At 43.4% G+C, this 15,771-nt stretch carries 17 protein-coding genes and 2 pseudogenes; 9 read left to right on the plus strand and 10 right to left on the minus strand.

The annotated features are described in order from the left end of the window. Positions 1–44 precede the first annotated feature (44 nt). Both QUA57_RS14270 and QUA57_RS14275 read right to left on the minus strand, forming a co-directional pair. Positions 45–2,588: a CBS domain-containing protein gene (locus tag QUA57_RS14270; RefSeq protein ID WP_333061636.1), complete on the minus strand. Its 2,544-nt coding sequence runs from the start codon at positions 2,586–2,588 to the stop codon at positions 45–47. A gap of 158 nt (positions 2,589–2,746) precedes the next feature. Next, positions 2,747–2,992 carry a hypothetical protein gene (locus tag QUA57_RS14275; protein ID WP_333061634.1) on the minus strand — a complete coding sequence of 82 codons (246 nt, stop codon included), beginning with the start codon at positions 2,990–2,992 and terminating at the stop codon, positions 2,747–2,749. A 1,739-nt stretch (positions 2,993–4,731) separates the two neighbouring features. Between QUA57_RS14275 and sds the strand changes: the two genes are divergently transcribed. Next, positions 4,732–5,703 (plus strand): solanesyl diphosphate synthase, encoded by a 972-nt coding sequence (sds, locus tag QUA57_RS14280; RefSeq protein ID WP_333061632.1) that lies wholly within the window; start codon positions 4,732–4,734, stop codon positions 5,701–5,703. A 97-nt stretch (positions 5,704–5,800) separates the two neighbouring features. Here sds and QUA57_RS14285 read toward each other — a convergent pair whose 3' ends face one another. Further along, on the minus strand, positions 5,801–6,265 hold the full coding sequence (locus QUA57_RS14285) for a hypothetical protein (RefSeq protein ID WP_333061631.1): 465 nt from the start codon (positions 6,263–6,265) through the stop codon (positions 5,801–5,803). A 671-nt stretch (positions 6,266–6,936) separates the two neighbouring features. On the opposite strand from QUA57_RS14285, the gene QUA57_RS14290 reads away from it, so the two are divergent. The 3 genes from QUA57_RS14290 (at position 6,937) to QUA57_RS14300 (ending at position 9,399) form a co-directional block, all read left to right on the plus strand. Further along, the gene (locus tag QUA57_RS14290; RefSeq protein ID WP_006635783.1) at positions 6,937–7,287 is read left to right on the plus strand and encodes a hypothetical protein; all 351 of its coding nucleotides are present in this window, start codon (positions 6,937–6,939) and stop codon (positions 7,285–7,287) included. 107 nt (positions 7,288–7,394) lie between these two features. After that, entirely contained in the window at positions 7,395–8,915 is a 1,521-nt protein-coding gene (gene ycf46, locus QUA57_RS14295) for a stress-responsive protein Ycf46 (protein WP_006635782.1), read from the plus strand. 130 nt (positions 8,916–9,045) lie between these two features. Then, positions 9,046–9,399, plus strand: a complete 354-nt coding sequence (locus QUA57_RS14300; RefSeq protein WP_006635781.1) for a DUF1257 domain-containing protein — start codon at positions 9,046–9,048, stop codon at positions 9,397–9,399. A gap of 169 nt (positions 9,400–9,568) precedes the next feature. Here QUA57_RS14300 and QUA57_RS14305 read toward each other — a convergent pair whose 3' ends face one another. Both QUA57_RS14305 and QUA57_RS14310 read right to left on the minus strand, forming a co-directional pair. Next, positions 9,569–9,718: a hypothetical protein gene (locus QUA57_RS14305; RefSeq protein WP_333061630.1), complete on the minus strand. Its 150-nt coding sequence runs from the start codon at positions 9,716–9,718 to the stop codon at positions 9,569–9,571. A gap of 31 nt (positions 9,719–9,749) precedes the next feature. Further along, positions 9,750–10,259: a hypothetical protein gene (locus QUA57_RS14310; RefSeq protein WP_333061629.1), complete on the minus strand. Its 510-nt coding sequence runs from the start codon at positions 10,257–10,259 to the stop codon at positions 9,750–9,752. 69 nt (positions 10,260–10,328) lie between these two features. Here QUA57_RS14310 and QUA57_RS14315 point away from each other — a divergent pair. The 3 genes and pseudogenes from QUA57_RS14315 (at position 10,329) to QUA57_RS14325 (ending at position 12,105) form a co-directional block, all read left to right on the plus strand. Beyond that, positions 10,329–11,171: pseudogene (locus QUA57_RS14315) on the plus strand (IS630 family transposase). Between the two features lie 39 nt (positions 11,172–11,210). Then, positions 11,211–11,558: a transposase gene (locus QUA57_RS14320; RefSeq protein WP_333251170.1), complete on the plus strand. Its 348-nt coding sequence runs from the start codon at positions 11,211–11,213 to the stop codon at positions 11,556–11,558. Positions 11,559–11,841: 283 nt separating this feature from the next. Continuing rightward, a complete protein-coding gene (locus QUA57_RS14325) occupies positions 11,842–12,105 on the plus strand; it encodes an ISAzo13-like element transposase-related protein (RefSeq protein ID WP_333061626.1) in 264 nt (87 codons plus the stop codon). Here QUA57_RS14325 and QUA57_RS14330 read toward each other — a convergent pair. Both QUA57_RS14330 and QUA57_RS14335 read right to left on the minus strand, forming a co-directional pair. Continuing rightward, positions 12,064–12,192 (minus strand): winged helix-turn-helix domain-containing protein, encoded by a 129-nt coding sequence (locus QUA57_RS14330; RefSeq protein WP_333061625.1) that lies wholly within the window; start codon positions 12,190–12,192, stop codon positions 12,064–12,066. The two genes, QUA57_RS14325 and QUA57_RS14330, sit on opposite strands and share 42 nt — an antisense overlap. Positions 12,193–12,204: 12 nt before the next feature. Continuing rightward, complete coding sequence (locus tag QUA57_RS14335; RefSeq protein WP_333061656.1) at positions 12,205–12,432, minus strand: helix-turn-helix domain-containing protein; 228 nt, start codon at positions 12,430–12,432, stop codon at positions 12,205–12,207. Positions 12,433–12,629: 197 nt separating this feature from the next. Between QUA57_RS14335 and QUA57_RS14340 the strand changes: the two are divergent. Then, a pseudogene (locus QUA57_RS14340) lies at positions 12,630–12,800 on the plus strand (IS1 family transposase); the annotation flags it as partial. A 4-nt stretch (positions 12,801–12,804) separates the two neighbouring features. Here QUA57_RS14340 and QUA57_RS14345 read toward each other — a convergent pair. After that, positions 12,805–13,692: an alpha/beta hydrolase gene (locus QUA57_RS14345; RefSeq protein WP_333061624.1), complete on the minus strand. Its 888-nt coding sequence runs from the start codon at positions 13,690–13,692 to the stop codon at positions 12,805–12,807. Positions 13,693–14,079: 387 nt separating this feature from the next. Between QUA57_RS14345 and QUA57_RS14350 the strand changes: the two genes are divergently transcribed. Continuing rightward, the gene (locus QUA57_RS14350; RefSeq protein ID WP_333061623.1) at positions 14,080–14,574 is read left to right on the plus strand and encodes a GAF domain-containing protein; all 495 of its coding nucleotides are present in this window, start codon (positions 14,080–14,082) and stop codon (positions 14,572–14,574) included. Between the two features lie 134 nt (positions 14,575–14,708). On the opposite strand, the gene QUA57_RS14355 is transcribed toward QUA57_RS14350, so the two are convergent. Both QUA57_RS14355 and QUA57_RS14360 read right to left on the minus strand, forming a co-directional pair. Further along, positions 14,709–14,837, minus strand: a complete 129-nt coding sequence (locus QUA57_RS14355; RefSeq protein ID WP_333251164.1) for a hypothetical protein — start codon at positions 14,835–14,837, stop codon at positions 14,709–14,711. A 19-nt stretch (positions 14,838–14,856) separates the two neighbouring features. Beyond that, positions 14,857–15,606, minus strand: coding sequence for a hypothetical protein (locus QUA57_RS14360; RefSeq protein WP_333251167.1), 750 nt, complete (start codon positions 15,604–15,606; stop codon positions 14,857–14,859). Positions 15,607–15,771 lie beyond the last annotated feature (165 nt).

Here is a 15,771-nt window from a genome sequence, read left to right on the forward strand (position 1 = left end):
TAAATTTTAAAAATTGGGGCATTTCCCTCTTTTTTTTCTTGCTATCAAGGGATTCCGACTGGCAAGGATATAGTAAATTTTGTTTGGCCAGGCACGCTTTCTACTTGCAGTTCACCTTGGTGTTTTTCCAGAATTTTTTGAACTATATCTAATCCCAAACCGCTGCCTTCCCCTGGAGGTTTAGTTGTGAAAAACGGCTCAAAAATTCTCGGCATAATCTCTGGAGGAATGCCGGGACCACTGTCGGTAATACTGACTGATATTGCGTTCGCTTGGTGTTTGACATCAATTTTTAACACGCCTTTGTTGCCCATCGCTTGTAAAGCATTGTGAACCAAATTTGTCCAAACTTGATTGAGTTCATCAGGATAGCATAGCACAGAGGGCAAATTAGTACCATAGTTTCTGACTACTTCCACACCGTGTTTGATTTGGTAGTGGTAAAGCGTTAAAACAGTATCAATACCGTCGGTAATATTAGAGATTACTTTGGAACCCGACTGGTCGTAACGAGAGTAGCTTTTTAAAGCAAAAACAATTTTGGCGGCCCTATCTGTAGCAGTTGCAATATTTTTAGTGCTTTTTTGTACCGTAGCAAATTGGTAGGCGGTTTGTACAATGTTTCGACTTTGCTTGTCTTTCAATAAAGGTAAAAAAGGTTCTATATTATTACCGATGCCGATATCTAATAAAGTACAGGCAAGACTGGCGGCGTCGTCAATTTTTTCTGATTCTAATTGCCCCTGCAAAAGTTTTTTTAACTGACGTTTTTCTTTACTAGATAATGTATCTGTTTCTTGGCTGGACTTGTGTAGCAAAGCAAAGAAATCCTGCCGCCGTTCCGGGGATAGTTGTTGAAAAAATATCGGCAACTGCTGCAACTGTTCCGTCCAGAAATCGGCGATGTTCTGCACAGAAGAGCGAATCGCCCCTAAAGGAGAATTGATTTCATGAGCAACTCCGGCAATTAACTGTCCGAGGGCTGCCATTTTTTCTGATTGAATAAGTTCTTTTTGAGTCCGCTTCAGTTCTTCTAAGGTATGAGATAACTCTGCATTTTTTTGGCAGAGGGCTGACTCGGCTATTTTGCGGGCGTTGATGTTGCGGGCAACCCAAATGACTGCATCTTTTGAGAATAGAGAAATGCAGGCAGAAAACCAAATTTCGCGATCACAAACTGTTAAGCTGTAGTCAAAATTGATAGTTTGTTCGGTTTCTAAAACTTGCTGAACTAACACCCACCAATCATCCGGGTTGTTATCGTCAAGAAAATGTTCTATAGTCAAGCTGACTATATCGCAATCAGGCTCAGACACCGCTGCCACATTCGTTGGCAAAATTTCTATGTTCCGCTGACTGTCTAGCACGAGAACTATGTCGGTCATTGCTTCAAAAACGGCGCGGACTTTCCTTTCAGAAAAGTGCAATTTTTCTTCTAGCAGTTTCCGACCACTAACTTGTTGCTGCAATTCTTCGTTACTGGCTGCTAGTTGAACCGTGCGGTCTAGAACTCGCTGTTCGAGTTCGGTGTTGAGGCGGCGAACTTCAGCTTCAGCCGTGGTGCGGTCTTGTATTTCCTTTTTTAACTGACTGTTGGCATTAATTAATTCTAAAGTTCGCTGTTTTATTTGTTCTTCCAAATTATCATTTAAAATTCGCAATTTTTCTTCGACTTCTGTTCTCCGCAACGCTTCTTTTTGCAATTCTTCGTTCATTTTGTTCAACTCCTGAATTTTGTCGGCAACTGTTTCCTGCAAAAGCTCGACATTTGCGTGCATTTCTACCGGATCTAAAGCCTGCAGCAGGCTAATTTCAGTCACAATTCCGGCTAAAAATCCTTCCTCGTCCACCACCACTAAGCGCCGGATGCTGTGCTGCTGCATTAACTGGTGAGCCTGCCACAAGGTGGCTTTTACCTGCAACGGTATCAGCGGAAAACTCATCCTGGCGGTGATGGGAGTACGTGCAAAATCTAGTCCAGAAGCTTGGAATTTAACAATGTCGCGTTCTGTAATTATGCCCACAGGTTTCTGATTTTTGTTGTCGCTGTCAGTGCAAATGACTATGCAGCTTTTGCGCTGGCTTCTCATCTGTTTTGCGACTTCTAAAACTGAGGCGCTGCTTGAAGTAACTATTACTTGTGTGGTCATAATTTCTTCGGCGCGCCACATTTTCAGCAAGTCGGCCGGTTTGAGGATTTGACGGATGCTTTCGCAGGTGATAGCGCCTAGCAAGTTGCCACCTTCGTCTAGGAGGGGTAAATGACGGATTCTTTTCGATCGCAATATGCTCAATACCTTGAAGATATTTCCCGCTTGATCGAGGGAAATAGCGATCGGGTTTTCAGTCATCACCTCAGAAATTGCCACCCCTGCTAGCGGTATTTCGCTAGCAGTTATTTTCACAACATCGCGTTCTGTAAAAATTCCGAGCAATTGCTGCTCAAACGCGATTAAAATGCAACTGGCACTCGCCTGAGTCATGGCAGCAATTGCGACTTTCAAGGGTGTGTCTGGAGGTAGCACCGGTGGTTTGGGGTCGATCGCCTGTTTTAGCAAGCTTTGGGTATTAGAAACTGTTGTTGACATGGGCAAATCAAGGGGAATATATGCAGGCGAAACCGCCACTTAATACCATTTTAGATTTCAAATTTTACACTCGCGGCACGCTCACCGCAATCGATAATTGACATCAGTCTAAAGTTGCATTTTAGTCGCACATTGGTAGGATTTTTAGTGCAATCCCGCTAAACGGCGATCGGAATTAACACCATACACATCCTTTGACCGATAACTGATGTTACTTCTATTTTACCCGAATGTTTTTCCACACTTTTTTTAACAATCTCCCGTCCCCAGCCCCTGCCTTCGTCGGCGGGTTGTGTGGTAAAGAACGGAGCACATATTTGTGGCCAAATTCCCCGGTAATTCACTTGCCACTGACGAGCAGGCTCTGATTTTCTGCTCTCACCTCTACTTTTAAAAGTCGGCAATTCTCTATCGCTTATAAACCAATACTCCGGACAGTTTTTGGAAAGATACTACAAGCCTTACAGGGCAAGCATCATAAAAAAGTCGAATTAAATGCAAGTCACGGCTATAGGTGACATTGATTTAATTATCCACGCTCGCCTCAAAGTCAAGCGAGAATAAGCCATTGGGCCATAGAAAAAGTGTCCCGACTATTGATAAACCATTCTGCATCATATTTAGGGAAACTTATTTGAGTTCGTCTGGATTACACAACAATTTAGGCAGTGTAGCTTGAGAATTTCTGACAACTTCTACTCTGGGTTTTAGTTTTTTTAATCAAAAGTTAATAGATTTTTAAGGGGTCATTAAGAGTGGCACTTACTTTTATACCCTACAGTTATATCGAAAATTTTTTTAAAATTAAAAATTACTTGTGTGTCTCTCCCTAGCAAATTATCTTATTGATAATCTGTGAATAAATGACAGAGACTATCTGCCTGAATCAGCCATTTAAGCACCCTTTGATGAAATCGATGATTGCCGTGCAATTTTCGGGATTTTTTCTGTTGAAAAAGCAGGTTGATCTATTCAGAAAAATCCCGTTTTATTCCTGTAAGTTATTGTCATAAAACAATAGAAATATTGCGTTTTTTTGCACCATAACCGACGACTTCAAACTCAGCATTTTTGATAATAATTTAATAGCTTTCTCGGAACATGAGCCTGCTTTACCTGAGATGAAACTTGCTGTGAGCGATACAAGCTGCTACTAAATATAATATCCTGCCTCAGAGGCTGTTGGCATTGAACATCGATAACTGTACCTATGTGTTGCAGTAACTAGCAGCCCAGAAAATCACAGTGCCCGCAATTGTAAATAATAACCCTGCCTTTGCGCGCAAGCATTCAAGGCAGGGTTATTATTGAGTATTCCGAGTTCTCAAGGGTGAAGCGAGGGCGCTGCTGCCGACTTCGGCTGCCCAGCAATGCACTACTCGCCCAATCGAGTGATTTTAGCGCTGCGTTCGGCCAACATCAGCACTACATAAATAGTCATTACATAGCCGGCGGCCAGAATGGGAATAATTAGAGGAATATCGCGATAAATCATAGTTAGAACCAAAAGTCAAGGACGAGGAGGAGCAGGACAAGTTCAAGACCTACTACATTAAGTCAGCACGCAAGACCATGCCTTGGTTCTGAAGGCTGTTTTTCCATATCAAGCCTACGGGAACATTTAGGCGTTCCCGGTCATCAATAATGATTTACTGCTTTACAGATGCTTAAACAGCCTAAAACCATCCACTTTAGCTGCTTTGAGCTACCGTGCACATAAGATGCGCTACTCTTAACTTCTGAAAACTTTTAGCCGCGAGGAACTAAAAATCTGTCCCAGAAATTTTGGCTGCGATCGACTAACAAGGCTGGCTCTACGAAACTCTTACAGGCACCTACAAGCTACCTGCCAGTCTGGCTGTACTTAATGTATAGAATTGTTTAAATCCTTAATACCCATAATAACACAGGGTTTCTGGGATTTAGAGATTTTTTGGCAGTGTCCTTAACAATTCGATACAATAGGGGCAACCCCTCTGGCAGCCGGCTACTCGCCTGTGGCAGGCGGGTGACTTCCATCGGGTGGCAGATGACAAATAACTGCCGATCGCCTAGATTTTTCTTTTCTATTGCAGAGAATTACCTTAAAATAAAGATATGATTTGTAAAATTTTGTTACTTTACGGCTTGAGTCGGCGTATCCATGATCTCTAGCACTCTCCTATTTTCCTCGGTTGAAGAAGACCTGCGACTGTTGACAGAAAACTTAAAACAGTTAGTGGGTGCCCGTCATCCCATCTTGTACGCGGCTGCAGAATACTTATTCGGCACAAAGGGAAAACGAGTGAGACCCGCAATCGTTCTGTTGATGGCCAAGGCGACTATGCCCGATCGGGAAATCACGGAAAAACACCGCCGCCTCGCTGAAATCACGGAAATGATCCACACAGCTAGTCTCGTGCACGACGACGTGGTGGACGAGTCGGATCTGCGACGGGGAGTGCCGACGGTTCACAGTCGGTTTAACAACCGAGTGGCTGTATTGGCGGGAGACTTTCTGTTTGCTCAATCTTCCTGGCATTTGGCAAATCTCGACAACCTGCCAGTAGTCAAACTGCTTTCAGAAGTGATTATGGATTTAGCTGAGGGGGAAATTCAACAGGGACTCAATGGATTTGACACCAGCTTGTCGATCGAAGCGTACCTGGAAAAAAGTTATTACAAAACAGCGTCTTTAATTGCCAACAGTTCCAAAGCAGCGGGCTGTTTGAGCGAGGTTTCAGCGGAAATAGCAGACGATTTGTACAACTACGGTCGGAACATTGGTTTGGCATTCCAAATAGTAGATGATATATTAGATTTCACCGCTTCAACGGAAACTTTGGGGAAACCTGCAGGCTCGGATCTCAGAAGCGGTAATCTGACAGCACCCGCACTATTCGCCCTAGAAGAAAAACCTTACTTGGAAGTTCTCATAGAACGCGAATTTGCCCAAGAAGGAGATCTAGAGCAGGCCCTGGCACTGGTAGAAGATTCTAAAGGCATAGAGCGATCGCGAGAACTAGCCACAAATCACGCACAAAAAGCCGTCGAATTCTTAGCTGCGCTGCCTCATTCAGAGTCCCGTCAAGCTTTGATTGATTTGGCTGAATACGTTTTGAGTAGGCTTTATTAGAGGTTAAAAAGTTACACTTTATTGGTAATGGGGAATTGGTAATGCGTAATTCCCAATTCCTAATGCCCTGTTACCAATAAATAGAAAATTGAGTTGTTTAGGCAATATCCGGCGGTGGAGCCGATCGATACTGTTGCAAGTAAACGTTAATTAAGCTCTGTACTTGCTCGCGAGGAATTTCCGTCCCGACTTCCTGATTGCCGGGACTTTCAAAAAAAACAATGCTGTCAAGACCTTCAAGAGCTATCATCTGAAATAAAATGTGAGTGACAGGCAAAAGCACCGGTCTGAGGCGATCGCCCCCAGCCGCCGCAGCCTGCGACGCATCTTTAAGATTGTTCCAAGCATAAATCACCCTCTTCTCCCGTCCCGGTTGCTTGAGATTGCTCAAAACCACGATCGCCCAACTTTGGTCTACCGCTTGCAGGATCGAGTATTCGAGGTGCTGTAGCTGTTGGGCAATTAACACCAGTGCCGGGGCGATCGCCTTTAAGATTTGTGGCGTCGAACCGTCGGGCGGAGCTTTTTCGATCAATGCTTGAATCTGTTGGTCTAAATCCATCAGTCAGTTCTTTGATATCTAAAATTAAAAATTTCAGGTTAGCAGGTCCGCATCCAAGTATATATTACCCAGCACTGCCCTATTAAAGATAAGCTGACACCCATCTAAATTTAATATTTAGCACCCTAGAGTCCTTGTAGCGAGCATTTGGGCAAAAAAATTAAGTGCGTAACAGCTTACACAATGTCATCCAAAAAGTCTAACCATAGGGTGCTGAGCGCTAGCGCTGTCAAGGTGTGTTAAATCTGAACCCGATAAAAAGCCGAAAACGGCTATTTCACGTTCGGATTTTTCAGACTTAAAGCTATAAAAACTGTTTGGGGAGTTTGGTTTCAAAATAAAAGCGCCCAAAGTTAGTAACCTCATGAGCTGGCTGGGTGTTTATGACGCACCTTACCCCAGATGGCGGCTCAAAGAATTTGTTGGCCCTACTCCTATATATCTATTGTTCATATTTATAGTTGGTCGATCGTCCTTGACGCTACCCTACCTGCCGCAGCACCTCGGCCTCATCAGCTACACCCCTAGCTTTTTCGTTGTTAACAGACCCACATTTACCTCAAATGTAACGAAATATTACAAGATGACGCTAAAGCTGCATAGAGGCTTGACAGCAAAGAATTAAGCGGCTAATCTGATATACATACCCGGGTAAGTCAATTCACTGTCATATGCAAGAAAAGCAAAAAGTTACATTGTATCTTCCACCAGAACTGCATCGCCAGCTCAAAATCCGAGCCGCAGTCGAAACTGAACCGATGTCATCAATTGCAGAAAGGGCAATTGTCTTCTACCTAGGAAATCCCGAACTGGTTGACGAAGTAGAAGCCTCCTACGGACAAACCCATCGGGTATACAACTGTCCAGAATGCACGGGTTCAGTAGTAATGCGAGATGGAGAACTGGCCTCCGTAACAAGTCAGCCGAGCGTATTGGCTGAACAGGATCTTCCAGTAAAGCAGGTGTCGGGCGTCAGTGCCAGCACGGCCAAACCGGGAGAGGAAGAATTGGTTCCCTGCTAAGAATGCCTTGCTTCCCCAAAAAGCTAAAACTGAAATTTTCAGTAACAGGGCCAAGGGCAGCAGTGAGATTCAGCAAAGATAGCACCGTCTCTAGTGGGTCGAGGACTATGCAAGAAGAGATCAGTATTCTAATCCAAGCTCAATATCCTCTGATCTACCTCGTGACATCCGAGGAAGAGCGGTGTGAGCAAGCAATTTCGACAATAGCTCAAGCAAAACCACAGCGACGAGTATTTATCTGGACTGTAACTCACGGCATTGTGGAGTATGGTCAACCCCGCACCACCACCCAACACAACACCGTCTCGCCAGAGGCAGCAATTGAATGGGTGATCAGGCAGCGAGAACCCAACAGTAACGCTAGCATCTACATTTTCAAAGATTTACATCCTTTTATAGATTCTCCTCCGGTAACGAGGTGGTTGCGCGATGCGATCGCCAACTTCAAAGGAACGCAAAAGACAATTATACTGATGTCTCCTTTGCAGCAAATTCCGATCGAGCTAGAAAAGGAAGTAGTGGTATTAGACTTCGCGTTGCCAGACATGAAGGAACTCAACCAAGTATTGTCTGGTCAGTTGGAGCAAACGAAATCGCGACGCATTACCACAGAAGCGCGAGAAAAACTTTTAAAAGCAGCCTTGGGATTGACCAAGGACGAAGCTGAAAAAGTTTATCGCAAAGCCCAAGTTTCGACGGGGCGCCTCACAGAAGAAGAAGTAGACATAGTTCTTTCGGAGAAAAAGCAATTAATTCGGCGCAACGGCATTCTAGAGTTCATTGAAGAAGACGAAACCCTGGATGCAGTCGGCGGTTTAGAAGAGCTGAAGCGGTGGCTGAGACAGCGTTCCAACGCCTTTACAGAAAGGGCGAGAGAATACGGTCTGCCCCAACCAAAAGGGATGTTAATTCTGGGCGTACCGGGATGCGGAAAATCGCTGATTGCCAAGACTACCTCCCGCCTGTGGGGACTGCCCCTGCTGAGGCTAGATATGGGTAGAGTCTACGACGGTTCGATGGTGGGTCGCTCGGAAGCCAACCTCCGCAATGCCCTCAAAACCGCAGAATCCATCTCTCCAGCCCTCCTGTTCATCGACGAACTAGACAAAGCCTTTGCAGGAGGCACTGGTTCTGCCGACTCAGACGGAGGAACCTCCAGCCGGATTTTCGGTTCCTTCCTCACTTGGATGCAAGAAAAGACTTCCCCAGTCTTCGTAATGGCAACAGCCAACCGAATCGAGCGGTTGCCGGGAGAATTCTTGAGGAAAGGCCGATTCGACGAACTCTTCTTTGTTGATCTGCCTACCAAAGAAGAACGCCAAGATATATTTAAGATTCACCTGTCAAAGCGGCGTCGGGAAATTACTCGCTTCGATTTAGAGCAACTTTCCAATGTTTCCGAGGGCTTTTCAGGTGCAGAGATTGAGCAAGCGCTAGTAGCCGCAATGTACGAAGCCTTCGCTCAAGATCGAGAGTTTACGCAGCTAGACATCATCGCGGCCATTAAATCTACAATGCCACTGTCTAAAACAATGACCGAACAGGTCACCGCCCTTCGAGATTGGGCTAGACAGCGTGCACGGCCCGCTGCGTCTTCCGTCGCTGAATACCAGCGAATGGAATTCTAAAAGCTTTCTCCTGGTCCAAACAGGAGCAAAGGCTAGCAACAGCTAGCAGTTCGATTGAAGAGCCGCCCAGCGGCACCGTTAAATCCAGACCGTTGTTGTTTCTCTCTCAGTTTTATTAGGAGGAAATCCAATGTCTCACTTTAGCACTCTGCGTACCAAAATCACCGATGCCGAAATCCTGAAAGCTTCACTGCGCGACTTGGGCATTTCAGTCAAGTCAGAAGCTGATGTTCGTGGCTATAACGGTCAGCGCGTTCGCTCCGACATCGTAGCGATTCTCGAAGGCGAATATGACCTAGGTTGGTCTCGCAATAGCGATGGTTCCTTTGACCTGATTGCCGACCTCTGGGGCGTCGCCAAAAAACACAATCAAACTGAGTTAATCAACTCCATCAACCAGAAGTACGCAGTTAACAAGACCTTGGCCGCAGTCAAGCAGCGCGGTTTGCAAAATGCCAACGTTAAGCTGGTAGTGCAAAACTAATTGATCTGCAGGTTTCCAAGCTCGCGGGTTAACCAAACAAACGGGTTAACCCGTTTTTCGATGGCTAGGATGTAGAGGGGGTCTTGGGGCCGCCACATACTTTTTTATCACCCCCAAGCAGCAGCTTTCAACTTGAAAGCTGCTGCTTTATGCTTTAATGGTCGGCTACCTAATGCTTCGGGCAATCGTCGATCGTTTGTTGATAAATTTCAAGTATTCGATCGACTTTCCGTTCCCAATCAAAATGCTGCCGGACTCGTTCCCGTCCCGGACAACCCATACTCTGCAGCAATTCTGGTGAAGGAGCGATCTTGAGCATCGCATCTGTCGATCCCTTGACAAATCCTTATTTAGGGTTTGCTGAATAAGCGATCGCAAACTAGCCCTGTCAAGGTGAATGCCGAGCCTGGTCTAAAAGCCTTGTTGTAGAAAGATGACGATGACGTGAGTTCACAATTCCCCGGGGGTTTCTTCTTTTTGGGGGAGCGTGGCTGCTTCAGGAAAGACTTCAAATTCACTCGGGGAGCCAAATCCAACAAAAAATCAGCTAATTGAGATAGAGACCAAGCCTGGATAAATGACCAATGATCAGGTTCACAGGCTATAGTCATTCCTCGATAAGTGCCTTGAATTTCATCAACCAAGTATAATTCTGAAAGACTCGACTCAATTTTACCGACACCATGTACACTGCCGAGAGTTCTTCGGACAACAGCTAAAATATTGTAAGAAACCAAAGCGAGGCAAAAATAAAATAAAGCAGCTTTCAGATAACCCAAGGTTTGAATTTCGCCCTCAAAGTTCTTAGTTACGATTTTAAATAGAGTTTCAACACTCCAACGTCCTCGATATATAGTCATTTCAAATAAATGTGAGACAAATGCAAGATGATGTAAAATCAAGAAAAATTGTTAACTCGGAGCCGAAAAATGGCTTACAGTCTAGATTTGAGAAAAAGAGTAGTGAATTATGTGGAAAATGGAGGGGGTATAACCAAAGCCGCCGCCCTGTTTAAAGTAGGAAGAGCAACAATATACAGATGGCTAGGGAGAGAAGACCTCCCTAGCAACTAAGGTAGAACACCGTGAGCGAAAGATAGACTGGGAAGCGCTCAGAAAAGATGTAGAAGAAAATCCCGAAGCAAGATTAATAGAAAGAGCAAGGAAATTCGGGGTGAGAGCGAGTGCCATATCCTATGCCTTAAACAAAATGAAAATTACGAGAAAAAAAATCGTTATAGAGAAAGAAATAGAGAATAAATAATAAAATACTACCAAACAATAAGAAATTTAATTAAAGCTCATGGTAGTAAAAGCCTTGTATTTATTGATGAATCAGGATTTGAAGAGTTTCAGGCTTATGTTTATGCCTGGTTCAAAAAAGGAAAAAAAGTCTATGGGGATAGACAAGGAAAACGGGGGAAAAGAGAAAATTTAGTAGCAAGAAGAACAAAAGGAAACAAGGACTTCATTGCACCTATGGTCTTTACTGTCAGCTTGAATCCAGAAAGTTTTGAAGGGTGGTTAGCTTTATATTTATTGCCATCTTTAACAATACCATCAATATTAATCATGGATAATGCACCGATTCATCGTAAGACAGCAATTAGACTCCTGGTGGAGGAAGCAGGCCATCAGATACTTTTTTTACCAAAATACTCTCCTGACTTAAATGATATTGAGCATGATTTTAGTGCATTAAAGAGAGCTATAATGTATTCGCATTCTGCCACATCTCTTGATGAGAGTATTCGCGTTTATTGTGCAACTTAGTGTCTCATTTTTATTTGAAATAACTATAATATAGAATGGCTGAATCTAGTATTAGAAAAGTTTGCCAAACAAACCGGAGCTGGACAATCGAAAACCATCTTGCTAGTCATGGACAGAGCCGGCTGGCATAGGAGCGAGCGAGTGGTGGTTCCATCAGGAATTTATGTAGAATATTTGCCACTTTACTCTCCGGAACTTCAGCCAGTAGAAAGGTTGTGGTCTCTGGCTGACAAACCATTAGTCAATAAAAGTTTTGACAAAATACAAGACTTGGAAGCAGTTCTGGAAGAACGCTGTCAAATTTTATCGACAACTCTGACAGAACCCATCAAAAATCTTACCAATTATTATTGGTGGCCCAATAACTGCTCGCCTCGCGAAGGATAGCTGATATTTTTTTGGCCTTCTTATCTAAATAATCATTAACGAGCGCCTGAGAGCTTGTCAAGCGAATAGATTCACTTGTTTACTAATTATCTAGCGGGCTATATTTATTGAACTTAGTGACAGTATTCGTTCAAAGTTTACCCAAAGTTGGATTTTTTAAAATAACACAAGCGAATGAAGTTTTTTTTCGCCATCATAAAGGGGGTAAGTAACCCGGATTTGGTATAAATACAATCCCATTGAACATCGACTCTTCCCTCATATAACCAGAGCCTGTCAAGGAGTGATTTTTACAAGTCTAAATTTAGTCAAAAATCTCATGGAAAAAACTCACACTAACAAGGCTCTATCTGTAGTTGTAAATGTGGTAGATAAAATCTATGAAATTGGTCGAAAGGTGACTGATGATTTAAAAAAAAATCTGAAAATTGTTTTTGATGAATATTTACCAAATGGAATTATCGAGCGGTGCCTCTACTCAGGAATTAATCAAGTTATTACTTTTTCATTCCTTAGCCCAGATGTAAACATACTTTTTTTGCTTTAATATCCTCCGAACTTGTCCTCCACTTAATTTTATTCCTGTGGATTCCTCTAAGTATGTTGCTAATCTCTGCGCTGTCCATCGTCCCAAATTATATCCTAATTATTCAGGGTCTTTCTCTAGGGTTTTTAATAATATTTCTATATATTTATCTTTGGCTTTTTTGTGATTTCCCTTCATCCTTTCATCTATTAGACTTTCTAGATGGTCTGGGTCTCCCTTGAGACACCAGTAAGATACCTTGTTTACTAAACAACCCAAAAAATCAGCGATTTTAGATTGCGTTTTGCCGTCCTTGAGCAATAATAAAATCATAATTCTTTCTCTGATATTTGCCTTTTATTCTTCTCTTAAGGCTTTTTTTAGTTTCTCTATTTGTTTGGGATTGAGATGGTTTTTGGCTGGCATTTTTGTAGTTATTGACTAAACTAAATTTTTATTAGACCCTATTTAAAGGCACAACAGCTTATCACTGACGGCTATTGTGTGTATCGCTTGTTTAAGCGATGAGTGTGACCAAAAGAGGGAGCAAAACAGGGATGACTAGAGTTGAAGGAGAAAATTGTCGTCTACGGCACTATCTGGCTCGACTTCACCGCAAGACTTTGTGTTATTCCAAGTCCGTTGACATGTTGTACAAGTCAGTACGCTTGCTGATCTACTATCTTAAACACGGGCGGATTCCTCTGTTCTCTTAATCATTCACCTTTGTGCAACACCAAGGAAGTTACTTGCCAAAAAATCTCTCATGTACCGATTCACTAACTGCGGCTGTTCCTGCTGCACCCAGTGGCTGCAATTAGGAATGTAATGAATCTGAAAATCCCGGACGTAATCTGCGGTTCCATAGGTTAACTCTTTGCCGAGGGCGGCATCATTTTCTCCCCAAATCATCAGCGTCGGAACTTCCAGAACCCTCCAATTCTGGCGATCGAGAAATCCGCGAGCAATATTGCGGTAATAATTGATAGTAGCAGTCAGAGCGCCCCGTTTGGCAGCCGCATCTTTGTAAGCTTCAATATCTGAGGGGCTAAAGGTGCTTTTGTTAACTGCCATACCTTCCAAAGCAGCCGAAATTGCCTGATAGTCGCCCAACTGAATTAACAACTCCGGCAAAACTGGCAACTGAAACAAAAAGATGTACCAACTTCTCAGCAATTGTTGGGGAGTGCGTAACCCTTCAGCAAACTTTGCCGGATGTGGTAGATTCATCACAATTAATTTATCCACCATTTGGGGATAAGCATAAGCAAAATTCCAGGCGATCGCACCTCCCCAGTCGTGACCCACTAAGACGCAACTTTCGTATCCCAAACCCTGAATAATGCCTTTGACATCTTGCACAAACTCTGCCATCACGTAAGCAGATTGATCCTGAGGTTTGTCGCTGTCGTTGTAACCTCTGAGATCCACAGCGACAACTTTATAATCTGATGCAAATTCGGGGATTTGATGCCGCCAAGAATACCAAAATTCAGGAAATCCGTGCAGCATCAGCATCAGCGGCCCAGAACCTTGAGTGACACAGTGCAGTTTGATGCCGTTCGTAGGGATAAATTCGTGTTTCCAAGCAGCTTCTAGCACAGACATATTTGATGCTTCCTCTAGCTATCGAGATAGCCTAACAGTTCCTCTTTTTAAGAGGAACCAACTTTAGGCATATCTAGCAATTCTCCCAGCACTGGTAAACTCTTCCTTTTCTCTTCATTTATAGAACAGGCGCCCCGCCGGTGGTTCTTCGCGCAAAAAAAGCCGTAGCTTGCGGGGCGGGACTCCATCGCCCGTTGCCCAAAAAGATTGCTATCTCTGTCCAAATAATAGTATAATGTTGCTGGCATCCAGACAACTGTTAAGCCAAAAATTACTCATTTTTGAGCGCGCGAAAATCCCGAAGCGCAACATTTTGAGGTCTGGTGAAGGTGCCAGTTCAATAATTAATATCTGGCGAGTGTACTAGGAATTAAAGGAGTTAATACTATGTCGGGCGATCGGCTGCAAAACATTGTTAACCGCTTGACAGATCGTCTAAAGCGCGACGTATTAGTTGAAAAATCCCTCTACGACATTCGAGAAGTTTTGCAGAGCGATCGCGCCGTACTGTACTATTTTTACAAGCAGTGGCAAGGTCGAGTGACTTACGAGATGTTGAGTGCGATCGAACTCTCAATCTTGGGTTCAACAGGGCCCGATGATTGTTTTAACCACGAATACGCTGCTTTGTACGAAGCCGGCAGAGTTAAAGCAATTGCAGATATTGAAGTAGAACCAATTAACCCATGCCACCGAGATTTTCTGCGTAGCCTGAAAGTTCGCGCCAATTTAGTCGTGCCAATTTTAACAAACAAAGGACTGTGGGGGCTGTTAATTGCTCATCAGTGCAGCGGGCCCCGCACTTGGTCGCGATCGGACATTGAATTCATGCAGCAACAAGCACAAAATATGGCAATGTCTCCGACAATTCAAGATAGTTAATCTTTTATCCTAAGTCCCGCTTTGTGACAGTTGGGGTGCATTGTCTGTGCGATCGAAAATTACCAACCAACCAAAATATTGTGTTCTATTGTTAAGGGGTAGTTTGTACCGACTCCTAGGGCTGGATGAGAATCTCAGCCGGAATCCCTAACTCTTGATTCAGCTTCCGATGTCATAACGGATTGAGACAATCCGCCGTAAAATGCAGCGGCGACAAATAACCTCGAATTCATCACCAGTGGTTTTTGCTCGTCCGCTGCCATAAACTGTTACCCCTAGCGCTTATGGTGACTGGTTTTCAGCCTTTTTAATTAGCTTTAAACAAGCGTGTATCGTTGCCAGATAGTAATAGAACATCCAATTATACCAAATGGCTTTGTCATAATCCTGCTTTTGCTCATCATTGTGGTGTCGTATTCCAAACTTATTAGCTATCTGAAATAAATCGCTCTCGTCGCTTGATATTAGTGCCTTAATTTGAGGACGCAGAAACTCAAGAACAGCAGCTAAGTCTCGAACTGCATCATACTTTCCATCTAGAGATGAGCGAGAACGTCTAAATTTAAGAATTGCGGATTCAACTCGCTGCTCAACATTTTTAGGATCGTAAGGAGGCAATTTTTCAAGAACTAAGTCCTCCAATCCTTGCTCTGGAAATTCTAGAATTTCACCCTTTTCGGATAGTTCATATCCCTCTCTATAGTCACACAATAACTTATTCATGCTATCTCTAAATTCTTGCTTACCAATCTCCCTATCGAAGGTTTGATAATCATACTCATATTCCAGGAAGCGTCGCTCAATCGGCTTAGAAACATAATCGTAAAGAAACTCAATGACATCAAACAAGTCATCCTCTGAATAATTATTACATTTTTCCTCAATTGGCCCTAAGTCAGGTTTCTTGAGGTCGATAAACATTTGTGCTTCTATATCAGCACCTAGCTTGCCTGGAACCTCTCCAGAGTTTTCAGAAAAATAACCGTTCTTTAGAAAATCAAGATAAACAGCATTGAAAAGTTTAACTAACATGGGTAGCTCGTAGCGACTCGCCTCAGGATTTCTGCCAGTACGATTAGAATAGTATTTCCGATTCATGAACGATTATCCCAATTTTGTCAATATACCCGGAGGGGCGAAGGATTCGCACCTATATCATATCAATTATACGACGTATTTTAATTGTAGGGTGCGTCA

This window comes from Microcoleus sp. Pol7_B2, assembly GCF_036701035.1.
Taxonomy (GTDB): domain Bacteria; phylum Cyanobacteriota; class Cyanobacteriia; order Cyanobacteriales; family Microcoleaceae; genus Microcoleus.

Excerpts from the sequence above, each read along its gene's own strand:
- QUA57_RS14300 (WP_006635781.1), top strand. The coding sequence starts at position 9,046 with ATGTCTCACTTTAGCACTCTGCGTACCAAAATCACCGATGCCGAAATC.
- QUA57_RS14285 (WP_333061631.1), bottom strand. The coding sequence starts at position 6,265 with ATGGATTTAGACCAACAGATTCAAGCATTGATCGAAAAAGCTCCGCCC.
- QUA57_RS14360 (WP_333251167.1), bottom strand. The coding sequence starts at position 15,606 with ATGTTAGTTAAACTTTTCAATGCTGTTTATCTTGATTTTCTAAAGAAC.
- sds (WP_333061632.1), top strand. The coding sequence starts at position 4,732 with ATGATCTCTAGCACTCTCCTATTTTCCTCGGTTGAAGAAGACCTGCGA.
- QUA57_RS14310 (WP_333061629.1), bottom strand. The coding sequence starts at position 10,259 with ATGACTATATATCGAGGACGTTGGAGTGTTGAAACTCTATTTAAAATC.
- QUA57_RS14355 (WP_333251164.1), bottom strand. The coding sequence starts at position 14,837 with ATGGCAGCGGACGAGCAAAAACCACTGGTGATGAATTCGAGGTTATTT.
- QUA57_RS14305 (WP_333061630.1), bottom strand. The coding sequence starts at position 9,718 with ATGCTCAAGATCGCTCCTTCACCAGAATTGCTGCAGAGTATGGGTTGT.
- QUA57_RS14270 (WP_333061636.1), bottom strand. The coding sequence starts at position 2,588 with ATGTCAACAACAGTTTCTAATACCCAAAGCTTGCTAAAACAGGCGATC.
- ycf46 (WP_006635782.1), top strand. The coding sequence starts at position 7,395 with ATGCAAGAAGAGATCAGTATTCTAATCCAAGCTCAATATCCTCTGATC.
- QUA57_RS14345 (WP_333061624.1), bottom strand. The coding sequence starts at position 13,692 with ATGTCTGTGCTAGAAGCTGCTTGGAAACACGAATTTATCCCTACGAAC.
- QUA57_RS14290 (WP_006635783.1), top strand. The coding sequence starts at position 6,937 with ATGCAAGAAAAGCAAAAAGTTACATTGTATCTTCCACCAGAACTGCAT.
- QUA57_RS14350 (WP_333061623.1), top strand. The coding sequence starts at position 14,080 with ATGTCGGGCGATCGGCTGCAAAACATTGTTAACCGCTTGACAGATCGT.